Consider the following 16593-nt stretch of genomic DNA (forward strand, 5'->3'; position numbering starts at 1 on the left):
TGCGCATGCAACAAAACAAAAAAGCAAAGCCCGGTTCCCGGTCGCTCTTCTATAGAATCTCCGCCTGGCTACACCTTTGGCTGGGCCTCGTTTCCGGCATTGTAGTGATCATCGTATGCCTCACCGGCTGCATCTGGGTGTTCAACGAAGAGATTACAAGCTTCCTGGAACCGGAAACCAATATCGCCCACCAGGATAAACCGGTGCTGAAACCATCGGCACTCTTAGCCATTGCGGCCAGGGAGTATCCGGGGCAATCTGTCGGGTATATGTTCTATAAAGACGGGAAAGCCGCAGAACTGAATGTAGGCGCACGCCGCGGCGGTTCCACCATCAGGGTAAACCCATATAACGGCGAAGTGGTAAGCAAAATAACCCGTAAACCCGGTGAGGCAAGTTTCTTCAGGTGGGTACTGAACGGGCACCGCTTCCTCTGGATGCCGTATAAGATAGGCCGCCCGATTGTGAATTACAGCACGCTGATTTGCGTGATCACCCTGTTAACCGGCCTCGTACTCTGGTGGCCTAAAAAGTGGAATAGAAGCACCCGTCAGCAAAGCTTCACGATTAAATGGGGCGCCAGTGTTAAACGGGTTAATTATGACCTCCACAATGTATTGGGCTTTTACGCGCTGTTATTACTCTTTGCCATCGGCTGCACCGGCATGGTGTACGGACTGGAATGGTGGAGCAAAGGCACTTATTGGTTAACGACCGGCGGCCGCAGCATCCCTTCCTACAAGGAAGCCGTATCCGATTCATTACAGGCTGGCAAACTGCAGCTTACCATAGGGCAGCGCGTTGACGCAGCCTGGGAAGCCACAGCGGCAAAACACCCCACAGCCAAAGGATTCTACATCGGCATGCCGGATAGCAACAAGGCTGGCTCCAGTATAATGGTGATCGCCTATCCCAGCAAAGGCAAGTTTTACGACCTGCAACGCTATGCGTACGACCAACATACGCTGGCGGAAATTAAAGGGGACCCTGAAACGGCTACTCCTTATGCAGCGGCTGATTTTGGCGGCAAACTACGGCGGATGAACTACGACATACATGTGGGCAGCATCCTTGGCTTGCCGGGGAAAGTACTGGCCTTCTTCGCCAGTTTGATCGGCGCCACTTTACCGGTTACCGGGTTTATCATCTGGTGGGGCAAAGGAAAGAAAAAGAAAAAAACGCCGGTTAAAACAGGCGCGAAGTCAGCAGTTCCGGCTGTGTGATAAATTCTAATCAGCGGCAATAAAGTGCGGCTGATTAGAATTCTTATCGAAATCAGCAGTTCCATCTGTATAATAAATTCTAACCAGCGGCATTAAACTGCGGCTGATCAGAACTCTTATCGAAATCAGCAATTCCATCTCTATAATAAATTCTAATCAGCGGCATTAAACTGCCGCTGATTAAAATTTTAATTATAAACTACCTCAACAACCCCTCCACCACCGGCCCCAGCGCAGCCGCCCACATCCTGTACCCCTTCCCCGTCAAATGAATCCCATCCTTCGCATACGCCTCACTTATCAAATTCCCTTCCCTATCCGTAAAAATATCCGTCAACGGTAAATACGTATATCCGTTATGGTTAGCCGCCGCCAGCACGCGCTGTATCCCATGATACTTCATCCTCCGTGGATCTTCCTTCGTAAAACCCGTTGGCAGCAAGCCGGAAAGTACCAGTTTGGTCGATGGCATATGCCGCTTCACCCAGGCCGCCAGGTCTAAAATCCCCGCTGCAATTTCCTCCGCGCTGTCGTTATCCCCGAAGTTATTCACCCCAATCGTAACCACCATTACTTTAGGCTTCGCCGCTACATATGCGCCGTTTTGAAAGCGCCACAGCAAGTGCTGTACCCGGTCCCCGGAGATGCCGGCGCATTCCCAGTTCCATTTACCGAAGGTAGAATCGAACGCCGCAAAGCCGGCTTTGTTCGTCGTCTTCGTCCGGTGCCCGCCTGTTCCCTGCGTAATGGAATTCCCGGCAAACAGGATGTCCAGCTTACCTTGCCGCGCCAGGAGCAGACTATCAATATCCGCATGCTGCTCCCACCAGCCGCAGTCTTTCTTCCAGCCGGCAGCGGAGCGGTATTCCGCAGCCGGTACAGGCTTGCGGGCGAAGTTGATTTTGTGCCCCGTTGCCGCCAGCATAAATTCCACAATAGGCCGCGGGTTGGCCAGGCTATGCGGATGATGACCCACGCCGGGTTTGTGGATAACGGTGATGGCAGCGCCGGCGGCTTTTAACTGCTGCTCAAATGGCGCCGTATTTTCATTGACCGGTACCACGCTGTCCGCATCGCCCACCACATGCAGCATCGGGAAACCCAGCCTCGCTACTTTACCGGCATTATCTAGCGGCGACTGATGATACTGCACCGCTTCTTCCTCCGTGAGCTGATACTGCTGTTTGAAAATTTCCCAATTTTCCCTGCTGCCAGGGCCGCTGCCGCTGTGCCCCGGCCAGCTGTTAAAATCCAGCACCGGCGCGTCCGCATAAATGGCGGCCACTTTCTCCGGGTTGGCGAGCGCCCAGTTGTACACATAAATACCACCGCGACTCATCCCTTCCAGTATAGCCTTTCTCGCCAGGCCGCTGCGGCGCAGCAACGCGTAAAAATTATTCCAGATAGCCACGCATCGCGGGTTGCCAAACATCTCCGCCACATCGCAATACACCACATGATAGCCCCGTTCCAGCATGGCGATGTCCGTCTGCGATTCATGCCCCCAAAAGCGCGCGCGCCATACCCATGGCCTGTCTTTAGCTGCCAGCCTGGGTTTTACAACCTTACAGGCGCGGCCGTTAAACGTAAAATCAGCGCAGGCATAACCATAAAAAGAACTGGTTTTAACCGGCATATCCAGTCTTTTAAAAATATCAAAACTTTTATCAGGCAGGAAACTAACGGCCTCGTATAAACGCCGCGCAATCAACGCAGCGCCAATGGACGACGGATGAACCAGATCAGGCAGCAAATCCTTCTGCCCGGTGAATGCCGGGTACAGATCAATGATTTCCACACCCGTTTCATAAGCCGCCTGGCGCAGCATAGGCTGTATATCCCTCCTGAGGATACTGTCGTTAACGCCCATACTATCCTCCAAATAAACAGGCGGCGGCATTAGTATTATTATACGGGGGAAATTAAAGCCCTGCGCGGCACGCACTTTCGTTATCAGCTCCCTGAAATCACCGAGAAACTCCGTTGAAAAAGGCCGGTTAATGCCTTTTGTGTCATTAGTACCAAATTCCAAAATGACGATGTCACTCTTCGTTTGCAGCGCTTTTGTAAACATGGACTGCTGCATATAGGGCAGGTTCCCCCGCTGCAGTAAAGTAGCGCCGCTGACGCCGTAATTATGCACCTCGTAATGCGCGCCCAACAGGTATTGCAGCTGCCGCGGGAAATTATTCTTCTCCCGGTTATACATACCTTCCCCATAGGTAATATCCGTACCCAGGCAGGAGACCACTATTTTACCGGCAAACGAAAAAAGAGGCGACAACAGCATACAGGCGATCAGCGCCGCATAAACGAACTTGTTTTTACAATACATGGAATGTACAATTGTGGATAATCAAAAATAGGTATCCCGCGCCCATGTCGTTTAAACAATAATGCTATATAGTAACACTATCTTAGCAAATTTTATATCTTCATTAAAAACCTGAACATGAAAAAAGGGATGCTGCTGGCAGCCATATTATTTTGCGGTATCATTGCCCGGGCACAATCAGTGCTGGTAAAATTCACTACCAACCACGGCAATTTCACCGTCATGCTCTACGACGATACGCCCAAACACCGGGATATGTTCCTGGCCGAAATCAAAAAGGGAACCTACACCAATGCCCTCTTTAACCGCGTTATCAAAGAGTTCGTGATACAGGGAGGCGTATTGGACGATACCACCCTGCTCTATGAAAAACAACATCCGGAACTGGGCGCCCCCCGCTTCCCGGCAGAAATAAAGCCCAACCGCTTTCACAAACGCGGCGCCCTGGGCGCAGGCCGGGATAATAACCCTGAAAAGGCCTCTTTCTTCAACCAGATATACTTCGTAGTAGGAAAAAAATATACCGGTACCCAACTGGCGGAACTGGAACAGAAAAAAGGCATCACCATCCCGGCAGATCATAAGCAGGCGTATAAAACCATCGGCGGCATACCGCGACTGGACGGCGACTACACCGTATTCGGGGAAATCACCCACGGCTATGACGTAGTGGAAAAGATCAGCCAGCTGCGAACGGACAAAAACGATTTGCCCTTGTCCCCGGTTACTTTTACCGCCAGGGTGCTGAAAAAGAAGTAACGCTCCCCACGCACCTGATAAAAAAGGGATTGGCATTGCTGCCACTTCACAAACAATGCACCGCCAGGGTACTGAAAATTCAGTACCCCAATGAATAAGAGCGATCGGCCCCCGCAGCCACTCCTCACCACTCATCCAATAAAATTGCGCATCGGGATGGATTTTCTTACTTTAATCCAAACATCCCGTTATGAAAAAGAAGCGAGAAGCATTCCAGGGGCAGCGGGCCATTGTGCTGCCCCGGCAGCTTTTATCCACACAGTGCTCATTGAATCCGGCCCTGGCGCCGCTGTATATTACCGACATCGGCTTTTACGACAAAGCTAAATTCCATTACAAAAAACGCGCACAAGGCGCCGACCAGCATATACTCATCTACTGCAAGGACGGCGCGGGGCAAATCACGCTCGACGGCCATTCCCACCTGATGAAAGCAGGCAACTGCTTCCTGCTTCCCAGGAACATCCCGCATGAGTACCATGCGGATAATAAAGACCCATGGACCATCTACTGGGCCCATTTTACCGGCGCCAGCAGCGATAGCCTGCTCGATGCTGCAGTGAAGGAATGGCAGGGCCACAAAACCTTCCTCCGCTGGTCCGACCAGCGCATAGAACTGTTCGACAAAAGCTTCCGCCAGCTGGAAAAAGGCTACAGGACGGAAAACCTGTTATATGCCAACATGCACTTCTGGTCCTTCCTGGCCCACTGCATCTACCCGGAAGCCGAGCTGGCAGTGGCTCCCAGCCACAGCGCCACGGACCTTGCCATTGCATTCATGCGCAAAAACCTCCATAAAATGCTCACGCTCCAACAAATGGCCAATGCCGCCAACCTTTCGCAGTCGCACTTCAGCGCCCTCTTCAAGGCCAACACCGGCTTCTCACCCATCGAATATTTCAATCAGCTGAAAGTCCAGGATGCCTGCCAGTACCTGCTTTTCACCACTTTAAGGATTAAGGAGATAGCCGCCCGGCTAGGCATGGACGACCCGTATTATTTCTCCCGCCTATTCACCAAAGTGATGGGCATGTCGCCCAACCAGTACAGGGAAAGGAACCCCTGAACCATAAAATAATCCATCATTTCCAACAGATCATCTAGGAATCATCAGCGCGCGTCTTAGTAATTTTAGGACATGTCAATCTTAATCTAATGCGTTATTCCACTAGGCGTCGGAAACTATCAGTGAACCTCTGCATTGCCCTGGTTGCGGGTAATATCATTGCTGCATGTAATTCCACGCGAAAACCGGACTTCAGCACAGAAGTCAAACCCATATTAAATAAACATTGCATCAGCTGCCACGGCGGCGTTAAGCAAAGCGGCGGCTTCAGTGTGCTGTTCAGGGAAGAAGCCCTCGGTGTCACCAAATCCGGCAAACCCGCTATCATCCCGGGCCACCCGGAGCGGAGCGAATTTATCCGCCGCCTCACCTGTAAGGACCCTAAGGAAAGGATGCCGCAAAAAGGCGAACCCCTTACCCAACAGGAAATACAAATACTTACCGACTGGGTGAAATCCGGCGCTGAATGGGGCGAACACTGGGCATACGTGCCTCCCAAAGCAGCCCCCGTACCGGATCAGGACCATGCGATCGATTATTTCATCAACGAAAAACTCGAAGCCGAAGGCCTCAAAGCCGCTGCCCCGGCAGATAAAATGACCTTGCTGCGCCGCGTCAGCCTCGACCTCACCGGCCTGCCTCCAACGCCCGAAATGGCAAAACAATTTGCAGCGGATAACAGCCCGAAAGCTTACGAACAAATCGTGGATAAACTCCTGCAATCCCCGCAGTTTGGCGAACGCTGGGCCAGCATGTGGCTGGACCTCGCCCGCTATTCCGATTCAAAAGGATACGAACGCGATAACGGCCGCCAGATATGGCGGTATCGCGACTGGGTCATAGACGCCTTTAACCGCGACCTCCCGTACGACAGCTTCGCCATCGAGCAACTCGCCGGCGACCTCCTGCCCAATCCCACCCAGGCGCAACTCATTGCCACCGCGTTTAACCGCAATACCATGAGTAACGACGAAGGCGGTACACAGGACGAAGAGTTTCGCACCGCAGCCGTCATGGACCGGGTAAGCACCACCATGGACGTGTTCCAGGGCGTCACCATCGCATGCGTGCAATGCCATAGCCACCCCTATGATCCGTTCCGCTTTGAGGATTATTATAAACTGCTGGCATTCCTCAATAATACCCGCGATGAGGATACCCACATGGAACATCCGAAATTACGTTTATACGACAGCGTTAGTAACGAACAGGTAAAACACATAACCAATTGGGTGAGTGCCAACGGCAATGCCACACAACAGCAGGACGTAAAGGAATTCCTCACCGTCCTCGAACCCAAACGCCATGCGCACGACTGCGACCAATACATCAACGGCGCCCTCGCCGATACCAAATACCTCGGCATCAGGAGCGGCGGCAGCTGCCGGCTGCCCAAACAGGAACTCACCGGCAAAACCCGCTTCCTGATGAACTACTGGTCCGGCAAGCCCGGCGGAGTTATGGAAATCCGGCTGGACAGCCTTAGCGGCAAAACCCTGGTAACCCACCAGCTCGCCGTCACCAAAGGCCGCCTCGCCATCAACATCCCCATCCCCGCCACCACCGGCGTGCACGACCTGTACTTCATCTTCCGCAATCCCGCCCTGCCAAAAGAAGCTTCCGTTTGCGGCGTGGAATGGTTCGCCTTCCGCGAAGAGCTGCCGGGGAAAGGCGCTCCGGGCTACGACAACATAGCCGCCAAATTTATGGAAGTAGTCAACATGCAGCCGGAAGAAGTCCCGGTAATGGTAGAAAACCCGCCGTCCATGTACCGCCCCACGCATATTTTTGAAAGAGGCAACTGGATGGTAACAGGCGCGGAAGTAAAACCGGACGTACCGCACTCCCTCAATCCATTCCCTGCCAACGCGCCGCGCAACCGCCTCGGACTGGCCCTCTGGCTCACCTCCGATCAAAACCCGCTTACCGCAAGGGTAATGGTCAACCGCCTCTGGGAACAACTCTTCGGCATTGGTATCGTGGAAACGCTGGAAGATTTCGGCACCCAGGGCTTCACGCCATCGCATCCAAAACTGCTGGACTACCTCGCATACAATTTCATGCATCGCTATAAATGGCACATCAAACCATTACTCAGGGAGATGGTATTGTCCGCCGCCTATCAGCGCTCCTCCGTTAACACGCCGGAGCTGCAGGAAAAAGACCCGGCCAACCGCCTCCTCGCCAGGGGCCCGCATTTCAGGCTCACCGCGGAAACCGTGCGCGACCAGGCCCTCAGCGTAAGCGGACTACTGAACGCCAATATGCACGGCCCCAGCATCATGCCTTACCAGCCTGAAAACATCTGGCAGTCCGTATGGAGCGGGGAATACTGGAAAAAAGCCGAAGACGGCAACCAGTACCGCCGCGCCGTGTACGTGTACCAGAAACGCACCAGCCCTTATCCTTCCATGGTCACCTTCGACGGCAGCAGCCGCGAAGTATGCCTCCAGCGCAGGATACGCACCAACACACCGCTACAGGCACTGGTCACGCTCAACGATCCCGTTTATGTGGAAACCGCCGTTGCCCTGGCCAAACAAATGCATACCCAATCCAAAGATCCGGCTGCGTGTATCCGTTGGGGTTACGAACGCGCCATGTTCAAACCAATTCCTGAAACAAAACTGAAAGTATTATTGACCTTATACAACAAGGCCTTGAACACTTACCGGGATAACCCGGCAGCCGCATGCAAGCTGCTGCAATGCAGCGCCGATACACCGGAAGCGCCATCGGCCGCAGCGCTGGCCACCGTGGCCAATGCGCTCATGAACCTGGATGAATTCCTGACCAAATCTTAAACTCATTCGTATGTCCAGATACAAAAAACTGATAGACGAAGCCAATAAAGAACACCTGCGCTCCATCACCCGCCGCCATTTTTTAATGGACTGCGTCACCGGCCTCGGTGCGGCAGCCCTGGGCTCCTTCCTCGCAGGATGCGGCAGTAGCGGCGCCGGCAGCGCTATTCCCAACGCGGTAGCGGCTGACCCCATGGCGCCCAAAGCGCCGCACTTCCCCGGCAAGGCGAAGAGCGTAATATACCTGCATATGGCCGGCGCCCCTTCGCAATTGGAATTATTCGATTATAAGCCCGCCCTCCAGCGGCTCCATAACCAATTATGCCCCCCATCCCTGCTGGAAGGCAAGAAGTTTGCCTTCATCCGCGGCGTCCCCAAAATGCTGGGGCCCCAGGCCGTGTTTAAACAACACGGCGCATCCGGCGCATGGATATCCGACCACCTGCCGCATTTCACTGCCATGGCGGATGAAGTGAGCTTCCTGAAAGCTGTGCAAACGGACCAGTTTAACCACGGCCCGGCGCAACTCCTCATGCAAACGGGCAGCGCGCGGCTCGGCAGGCCAAGCATCGGCTCCTGGGTCACCTACGGCCTCGGCACGGAAAACAGTAACCTCCCCGGCTTCGTAGTGCTGACCTCCGGCGGCAAAACCCCGGATGCAGGTAAAAGCATCTGGGGCAGCGGCTTCCTGCCTTCCGTCTACCAGGGCGTGCAATGCCGCACCAAAGGCGATCCCGTGCTGTTCCTCTCCGATCCGGAAGGGATGGACCGCGACCTCCGCAAAGCTTCCATCGATGCTATCAACCGTATTAACGAGGAAGAATATACGGCCTATGGCGACCCTGAAACACTCGCGCGCATATCTCAGTACGAACTGGCGTATAAAATGCAGATTGCCGTGCCCGAAGTCATGAACATCCAGAACGAACCGGATTATATACACGAAATGTACGGCACCCAGCCCGGTAAGGAATCCTTTGCCAACAACTGCCTCCTGGCCCGCAAGCTGGTGGAAAAAGGCGTGCGCTTTGTGCAGTTGTACGACTGGGGCTGGGATAGCCATGGTACAGACGAAAACCTCGCTATCGACTACGGCTTCCGTAACAAATGCCGGGAAATTGACCGTCCCATCACAGCCCTCCTGCAGGACCTGAAGCAGCGCGGCCTCCTGGACGAAACCCTCGTAGTATGGGGCGGCGAGTTTGGCCGCACTCCCATGCAGGAAAACCGCGACGGCAAGGAAATGCCTTTCCTCGGCCGCGACCACCACGTGGAAGCATTTACCATCTGGATGGCCGGCGCCGGCATCAAAAAAGGATTTACCTGGGGCGAAACGGATGAAATAGGCTACGCCGCGGTAAAAGGCAAAGTAGCCATCAACGATATACACGCCACTATTCTCCAACAGCTGGGCTTTGATCATGAAAAACTCACCTACCAGTTCCAGGGCAGGCCATTCCGCCTGACGGATACAGGAGGCAAGGTTATCACGCCAATACTGGCTTAAACATTCCACGAACGCATGAACAACGATAGAAGAAATTTTCTCAAACAATCCTCGATACTCGGCGGCGCTATAATACTGCCATCCCTGCCCGGATTGTCCGCCCAACCCAAACCCGCCATCAAAGCGGGCTACAAGCTCACCATTATGGCTACGGACTGGGGCTACACCGGCGGCATCCGCGCTTTCTGCGCAGCGGCAAAGCAGGCAGGCTACGACGGTATAGAAGTATGGTGGTCCCCTAACCCTAACGTACAAACGGAGTTATTCAAAGCCCTGCAGGATAACGGCCTCGCCGTAGGCTACCTGGCCGCCGGCAGCAGCAGTAACTTCGACAAACATTATACTGAATTTGAAACCAGCCTGAAAGGCGCTACCGCCAAAGCCGCCATCAGGCCACTGTATGTGAATTGCCATAGCGGCAGGGATTATTTCACCTTCGAACAAAATGCCCGCCTCATTGATATGACCACGCGCATATCCAAAGAAAGCGGCATCCCCGTATATCACGAAACGCACCGCAGCCGCATGCTCTTCGCCGCGCATATCGCCAAACAGTTTATTGACGCCAAACCTGATTTACGCTTAACGCTGGACATCTCGCACTGGTGCAATGTGCACGAATCCTTATTGCAGGATCAGCCGGAAGCCGTAGCAGCAGCGCTTTCCCGCGCGTCGCATTTCCATGCGCGGGTAGGCCACCAGGAAGGCCCACAGGTAAACGATCCCCGAGCGCCGGAGTGGGAAACCGCCGTGAAGCAGCACTTCAGCTGGTGGGATCAGGTTGTGCAACGCCACCAGTCGGAAGGCAAACCGCTAACCGTACTCACCGAGTTCGGACCGCCCAACTACCTGCCCACCCTGCCTTACACCCGGCAGCCACTGGCCAACCAATGGGATATCAACGTGTACATGATGCAGCAACTCCGCGCGCGCTATGGCGTTGTAAAATGATCTGAACGACTCAACTATTTACCGCATGATTTTTTTAGAAAGTACCGGTAGCTGGGGAAGCCTCACAGGGCGCATGCATCCGCTGCTGGTACACCTGCCGATAGGCATACTGATACTCGCATTGCTGTTTGTGTTAATCAGCAGGCTCCCGCGCTGGCAACCCCTCCGGGCAGCCATTCCATTCACTTTATTTTTATCCTTTGCCGCTGCGGCAGCCAGCTGCCTTACCGGCTACCTGCTATCGCAGGATGGCGGCTATGACGAAAAAACGCTGAACACGCACTTCTATCTCGGTATAGGCGTTGCCGTTATCAGCGGCTTGTGGTGGGTCACCTACCGCATGCTGAAAAAAAGTCCGCGCCTGGAACTGCTGCTCGCATTGGGAATGCTCTTACTAATCAGCATTACGGGCCATTACGGCGGCACGCTCACCCATGGCGACAACTACCTGGAAGCAGCCATGCCGGCGGCGCTCAGCTCCTTTTCAAAAAAGGCAGTAGCCGCGGAAACCGGTAAATACAAGGACATTGGGGATGCGTTACTATACGAGGACCTGGTCCAACCCGTGCTCAATAATCGCTGCGGCAGCTGCCACAGTCAGCAAAAGCTGAAAGGCGGCCTGCAGCTGGAAACGCTGGCCCTCCTGCGCAAAGGCGGGGAAAACGGTCCTGTGCTGAAAGATAGCCTGCCCGAAGAAAGCGAATTGTATAAACGCATTATACTCCCAGAAAGCGATGAACATCGTATGCCCCCCAAAGGCAAGCCTTCCCTCACGCCGGCCGAAACGGAACTCCTGCACTGGTGGATCAGCTGTGGCGGCCCCGCCGGCAAAAAAGTAAAGGACCTCCCAAAGAATCCCCGCATCAGCGCCGTGCTGGCGGCTATGCAGCCTTCCAAACCGGTGGACCGGCTGGCTACCGTGCCGGAAAAAACAGTGCCCCCCGCTCCGGCAGACGCTATCGCAGCATTGACGGCCAAAGGGCTCAAAGTATTGCCGGTAGCGGAAAACAGTAACTACCTCTCCGTCAGCGCATTTACCGCGCAAGGCTTCAGCGATGCGGATGCCGCGCTGCTGCTGCCTTTGAAAGAGCAGCTGATATGGCTCGACTTATCCGGCGCCCCTGTCACCGACCAGGTTTTCAGCACCCTCAGCCAGCTGAAAAACCTCACGAAGCTGACGTTGAAAGGCACAGCCATCAAAGGCATTGCGCTGCAATCCTTAAATCAGTGCACGGGCCTTATGTACCTTAACCTGGTCCAAACGGCTACCCAAACGGCCAATATCATCTCCCTAAAAAATAATAAACAACTGGAACAGTTGTATGTAGCGCAAACGGGAATACCTGCAAATGCGCTACAGGAGCTGCACCAGCAGCTGGAACAGCTAAAGATTGACACAGGCGGCTACCGGCTGGCCCGATTGCCGACGGATACCTTGGAATATCATAAAGCTGCACAGCAATAAAAAAAGGGTGTATCAAAAAGTTTGATACACCCTTTTTACATATCAATTATAAAGGTCACTGCCGGCCCGCGGTCAACAACGGGAACACCGGTGATTCCACATGCTCGCGCTGAATTATATCATTCATCTGCGCAGCAATTTTCGGATACTTAGCCGCTAGGTTATTTTTCTCCTGCGGGTCCTTCGCCAGGTCATACAACTCCACTGCTGCGTTCGGATCCTTTTGTACATTGTATTTCACGGCCTTCCAGTTGCCCATGCGCACCGCCTGGCGACCATTATTCTCATGGAACTCCCAGTACAGGAAAGGATGCTGCTGCTGCTTGCCTTTGCCTGTCAGCTCCGGCACGATGGAAATACCGTCAATATTGGCCGGGGCCTGTTGCCCTGCCAGCGCAGCAAAAGTGGGCATCATATCCCAGAAGGCGCCGGCAAAATTGGAAGTCGTGTTAGGCTTTATCCTACCGCTCCACCTGGCAATGAAAGGCACGCGGATACCGCCTTCATAGAGGTCCCGCTTAATGCCGCGGAAGCCCCCGCTGCTGTTGAAAAACACAGGATCTGCCCCACCTTCGGCATGCGGGCCGTTATCGCTCGTGAAAATGACGAGGGTATTATCATCCAGTCCCAATTCCTTCAGCTTCGCCATCACCTGCCCAACGTACATATCCAGCCGTGTAACCATAGCGGCAAAAGAAGCGTGCGGGTACTGCTGGGATACATATCCGTGCTTACCCCCGCCCGTATTATATTCGATGCCCTTGTAAGGCTTCTCCGGGTACATCCCTTTAAAACGCTGGAAAATACTGTCGTCCGGCGTCAGCAGCTCCGCGTGTGGCAGGTTATACGTCAGCCAGAGGAAGAAAGGTTGATTTTTATTCGCTTCCATAAAGCGGAGCGCATGCTGCTGTATGCTGTCCGGCGCATATTGCACCGTGCGTTCCAGGTCGCCGTTCTGCGTAAGTTCCACCCGCGTGCCATTGTTCCACAGGTGCGACGGATAGTAGCGGTGCGCCTCGCTCTGGCAATTGTAGCCATAGAACTGATCGATCCCCTGGTTGTTCGGGTCCCCTTCCGACTGCACAGGGCCCAGGCCCCATTTACCGAAAGTCCCGGTTTTATAACCGCCCTTTTTCAGCACCTCCGCAAGGGTAACCACCGTATCGGCAATAGGCTGCTGGCCTTCCGGCTTCATTTCCTTATTGCCCCTGATATAAGTATGGCCGGTATGTTTCCCGGAAATAAAAGAGCAACGGGAGGGCGCGCACACAGCCGTGCCGGCATAAAACTGGGTAAAGCGCTTGCCTTCCGCAGCCAGCCGGTCTATGTTAGGGGTGCTGAATTTTTGTTGCCCGTAGGCACTGAGGTCGCCATAGCCAAGATCATCAGCCAGGATAAAAATGATGTTGGGCTTTTGCTGCTGCGCCGAAGCAGGCGACAGGGAGAATAGCCCCGCCCCGAGCAGGGCAGTCAATCCGATGTTTTTCATTGTTATCATGCACGCGGTTTTTTCGATCAGCTAAATTAACGTTCAAAATACACTTATCATAACCATTGATGTAGAAAGCGGCGGACTTATACTATTTTTTTTGAGCAGATTATAGTAAAAATGCTCATATTGCAGCCTACCTATAGCAATCAACTTAAAATTTACATGGCTAAATCAGAAGAGCAGCACCTTAAAAGAGGGCTGCAAAACAGGCATATACAGCTTATTGCCCTGGGAGGCGCCATAGGAACGGGTTTGTTCCTCGGCATTGGTCCCGCGGCGGTGCTGGCCGGTCCCTCCGTTATTTTAGGCTATGCCCTGGCAGGCGTCATAGCATTTTTCATTATGCGACAATTAGGCGAAATGGTGGTCGAAGAGCCGGTTTCCGGCAGTTTCAGCCACTTTGCCTATAAATATTGGGGCTCCTTTGCAGGTTTTGCTTCCGGCTGGAACTATTGGATACTGTACATCCTCGTGAGCATGTCGGAGCTGACCGCCATAGGCGTGTACGTTCACTTCTGGTGGCCGGAAATACCGCTATGGGCATCCAGCTGCTTCTTCTTCATAGCGATCAATGCCCTGAACCTCACCTCTGTAAAGGTGTACGGCGAGGCCGAATTCTGGTTTTCCATCGTAAAGGTAGTGGCCATCATTGCCATGATCGTTTTTGGGATATACCTGCTCGTTAGTGGTAGCGGCGGGCCTCAGGCCACCGTTGCCAACCTCTGGAACGATGGCGGCTTTTTCCCCAAAGGCCTCATGCAACCCGATGGCAAAGGCGGTTACCAGGGTTTACTGGCAGCCATATCGCTGATCATGTTCTCCTTCGGAGGACTGGAACTGATAGGCATCACCGCCGCAGAAGCGGATAAGCCGGAGAAAACCATTCCTAAGGCGACTAACCAGGTCATCTACCGCATCCTGATTTTCTACGTGGGCGCGCTCATTATACTCTTCTCCCTTTCCCCGTGGAAAGGCATTACCACCAACAGCAGCCCGTTTGTAATGGTATTCGAAAGCCTGAAAGGATTCCAGTTCACCCTCTTCGGCAAAACCATTTACTTCACCAGCCTCATTGCCAATGTGCTGAACCTCATCGTACTTACTGCCGCTTTGTCGGTATATAACAGTTGCGTGTACAGCAACAGCCGCATGTTGTATGGCCTGGCAAAACAAGGCAACGCGCCAAAATTTCTCTCCCAACTCAATAAAAACAGTGTACCGGTAATGGCAACGATCGTATCAGGTTTGTTTGCCGCCATCTGTATCGTCGTAAATAAACTGATACCGGAAAAAGCCCTGGAAGTGCTGATGTCGCTGGTGGTAAGCACCCTCATCATCAACTGGATCATGATCAGCGTAGTGCACCTGAAGTTTAAAAAACACAAAACAAACACGAAATTCCCGTCATTTATCTACCCGGTATCCAATTACATTTGCCTGGTATTTTTGACCGGAATCCTGGTGCTGATGTGGATTACAGGCATGAAGCTGCCGGTAGCCCTCATGCCGGTATGGGTCGTGTTTTTATATATTTGTTTTTTGGGGGTGAAAAGAAATAAGGCCGCCGCATAAAAATTGTACGCGTTTACCTGCCGGACTATCGGCAGGTAAATGCCATTATTGACAGTGCGTCGGTTTTCACCCCACCCTCCGTTACCCCCGGAAATACAATCTTCCCGTACTAACCCCAAAGGATATACGCTTTTGCCCGCCTCAACTTTCCGGGTTAATTTTTGCAGTGAGATATGGATTATCAACAAAACCCATCCTCCGGCTGTAATACATAAAAAAACAACCCAATGAGCATCAAACTCTTCCTCATCCGCCACGGCCAATCCCTCTGGAACCTGGAAAACCGCTTCACAGGCTGGAAAGATATAGACCTCTCCGAACAAGGCGTCCGGGAAGCTATCGAAGCCGGTAAACAATTACGGGGCGAGCCTATCGACATTGCCTTTACCTCCACCCTCATACGGGCGCAACATACGCTGGACCTCGTGCTGCAAAATTGCGGCGAAGCCGGCATTCCCATTATCATTGATAAAGCATTGAACGAACGCTCCTATGGCGACCTCGAAGGGCTCAACAAAGGCGACACTGCCGCCAGGTACGGGGAAGCGCAGGTGCATATCTGGCGCCGTTCCTTCAGCGTGCGGCCTCCCGGCGGGGAAAGCCTGGAAGATACCTACAACCGCGTTATCCCTTACTTCATGCATACCATCCTGCCCCATATGGAAGCGGCGGAAAATGTACTGATCGTAGCGCACGGCAACAGCCTGCGCGCACTCGTCATGTTCATCGATAACCTTTCGCAGGATGAAATACTGCAACGGGAAATCGCAACGGGCTTCCCGCTGACTTATACTTTTAATCGCCCGATGATAGATGAATTAAGGGAACGGTACGGCAGCAGTACGCCAGCCTGATCATTTGGTGCGGTGGATAAACTCTGTCTTCAAATGTAACCCAAGCTCCTGCTTGGTTTCAGATAATACAAACAGGCTGCGGATCTTCCGGATATTGTTCAGCTTGGAGAGTTTATTGGAATAAAAGCTGTCGTAGGCTTCCATATCCGCAGTGACGATCTTTAAAAGGTAATCAAACTGGCCGCTCATCTTATAACATTCCTGCACCTCCGCAAAACTGCGCATGCTTTCCTCAAAAGCCGATAACCTGTCATGCCCGTGCATCTCCAGGGTAACGCTGGTATAGGCCACCAGCGCGTTTCCCAGCTTGTGCCTGTTCAGCACGGCAATATAGCCGAGGATGTAACCTTCCGCCTCTAACCGCTTCACCCGCTCAAATATAGCAGTGACCGACTTCCCCAGCTTTGCGGCAATCTCCTTGTTGGTGGTGCGCGCATCCTGTTGAAGTATGTCCAAAATACACATATCGAGCATATCGGGGATGAAGGCCATGTCTGATTTTCTTCAAAAATAGGTATCCGGGCACAAATGCTGAAAAAAATTCCGAATCCCTCCCTGAAATCGG

General features: G+C 53.2%; 12 protein-coding genes. 9 read left to right on the forward strand and 3 right to left on the reverse strand.

The genetic code is table 11. The features are described 5' to 3' along the window. Positions 1-5 precede the first annotated feature (5 nt). On the forward strand, positions 6-1223 hold the full coding sequence (locus BOC67_RS22450; RefSeq protein WP_291913882.1) for a PepSY domain-containing protein: 1218 nt from the start codon (positions 6-8) through the stop codon (positions 1221-1223). Between the two features lie 199 nt (positions 1224-1422). Here BOC67_RS22450 and BOC67_RS22455 read toward each other — a convergent pair whose 3' ends face one another. Further along, positions 1423-3558, reverse strand: a complete 2136-nt coding sequence (locus tag BOC67_RS22455; protein ID WP_291913884.1) for a GDSL-type esterase/lipase family protein — start codon at positions 3556-3558, stop codon at positions 1423-1425. Positions 3559-3675: 117 nt separating this feature from the next. Here BOC67_RS22455 and BOC67_RS22460 point away from each other — a divergent pair, with 117 nt between their 5' ends. From BOC67_RS22460 to BOC67_RS22485, 6 genes are all read left to right on the forward strand, one after another. Beyond that, entirely contained in the window at positions 3676-4317 is a 642-nt protein-coding gene (locus BOC67_RS22460; protein ID WP_291913886.1) for a peptidylprolyl isomerase, read from the forward strand. 190 nt (positions 4318-4507) lie between these two features. Beyond that, complete coding sequence (locus tag BOC67_RS22465; RefSeq protein ID WP_291913888.1) at positions 4508-5383, forward strand: AraC family transcriptional regulator; 876 nt, start codon at positions 4508-4510, stop codon at positions 5381-5383. Between the two features lie 89 nt (positions 5384-5472). After that, complete coding sequence (locus BOC67_RS22470; RefSeq protein ID WP_291913891.1) at positions 5473-8187, forward strand: DUF1553 domain-containing protein; 2715 nt, start codon at positions 5473-5475, stop codon at positions 8185-8187. A 10-nt stretch (positions 8188-8197) separates the two neighbouring features. Next, positions 8198-9694, forward strand: a complete 1497-nt coding sequence (locus BOC67_RS22475) for a DUF1501 domain-containing protein (protein WP_291913892.1) — start codon at positions 8198-8200, stop codon at positions 9692-9694. 15 nt (positions 9695-9709) lie between these two features. Beyond that, a complete protein-coding gene (locus BOC67_RS22480) occupies positions 9710-10645 on the forward strand; it encodes a sugar phosphate isomerase/epimerase (RefSeq protein ID WP_291913894.1) in 936 nt (311 codons plus the stop codon). Between the two features lie 25 nt (positions 10646-10670). Beyond that, positions 10671-12110 (forward strand): DUF2231 domain-containing protein, encoded by a 1440-nt coding sequence (locus BOC67_RS22485; RefSeq protein WP_291913896.1) that lies wholly within the window; start codon positions 10671-10673, stop codon positions 12108-12110. 55 nt (positions 12111-12165) lie between these two features. On the opposite strand, the gene BOC67_RS22490 is transcribed toward BOC67_RS22485, so the two are convergent. Beyond that, positions 12166-13608: an arylsulfatase gene (locus BOC67_RS22490; RefSeq protein WP_291913898.1), complete on the reverse strand. Its 1443-nt coding sequence runs from the start codon at positions 13606-13608 to the stop codon at positions 12166-12168. A 156-nt stretch (positions 13609-13764) separates the two neighbouring features. Here BOC67_RS22490 and BOC67_RS22495 point away from each other — a divergent pair, with 156 nt between their 5' ends. Both BOC67_RS22495 and BOC67_RS22500 read left to right on the forward strand, forming a co-directional pair. Next, the gene (locus BOC67_RS22495; RefSeq protein ID WP_291913900.1) at positions 13765-15174 is read left to right on the forward strand and encodes an amino acid permease; all 1410 of its coding nucleotides are present in this window, start codon (positions 13765-13767) and stop codon (positions 15172-15174) included. 227 nt (positions 15175-15401) lie between these two features. Beyond that, entirely contained in the window at positions 15402-16028 is a 627-nt protein-coding gene (locus BOC67_RS22500) for a 2,3-bisphosphoglycerate-dependent phosphoglycerate mutase (RefSeq protein ID WP_291913902.1), read from the forward strand. Here the strand turns inward: BOC67_RS22500 and BOC67_RS22505 are convergent, their stop codons facing one another. Then, on the reverse strand, positions 16029-16520 hold the full coding sequence (locus tag BOC67_RS22505) for an Lrp/AsnC family transcriptional regulator (protein WP_291913905.1): 492 nt from the start codon (positions 16518-16520) through the stop codon (positions 16029-16031). Between the last annotated feature and the right edge of the window lie 73 nt (positions 16521-16593).

The sequence above is a fragment of the Chitinophaga sp. CB10 genome (assembly GCA_001870995.2).
Lineage (GTDB): Bacteria > Bacteroidota > Bacteroidia > Chitinophagales > Chitinophagaceae > Chitinophaga.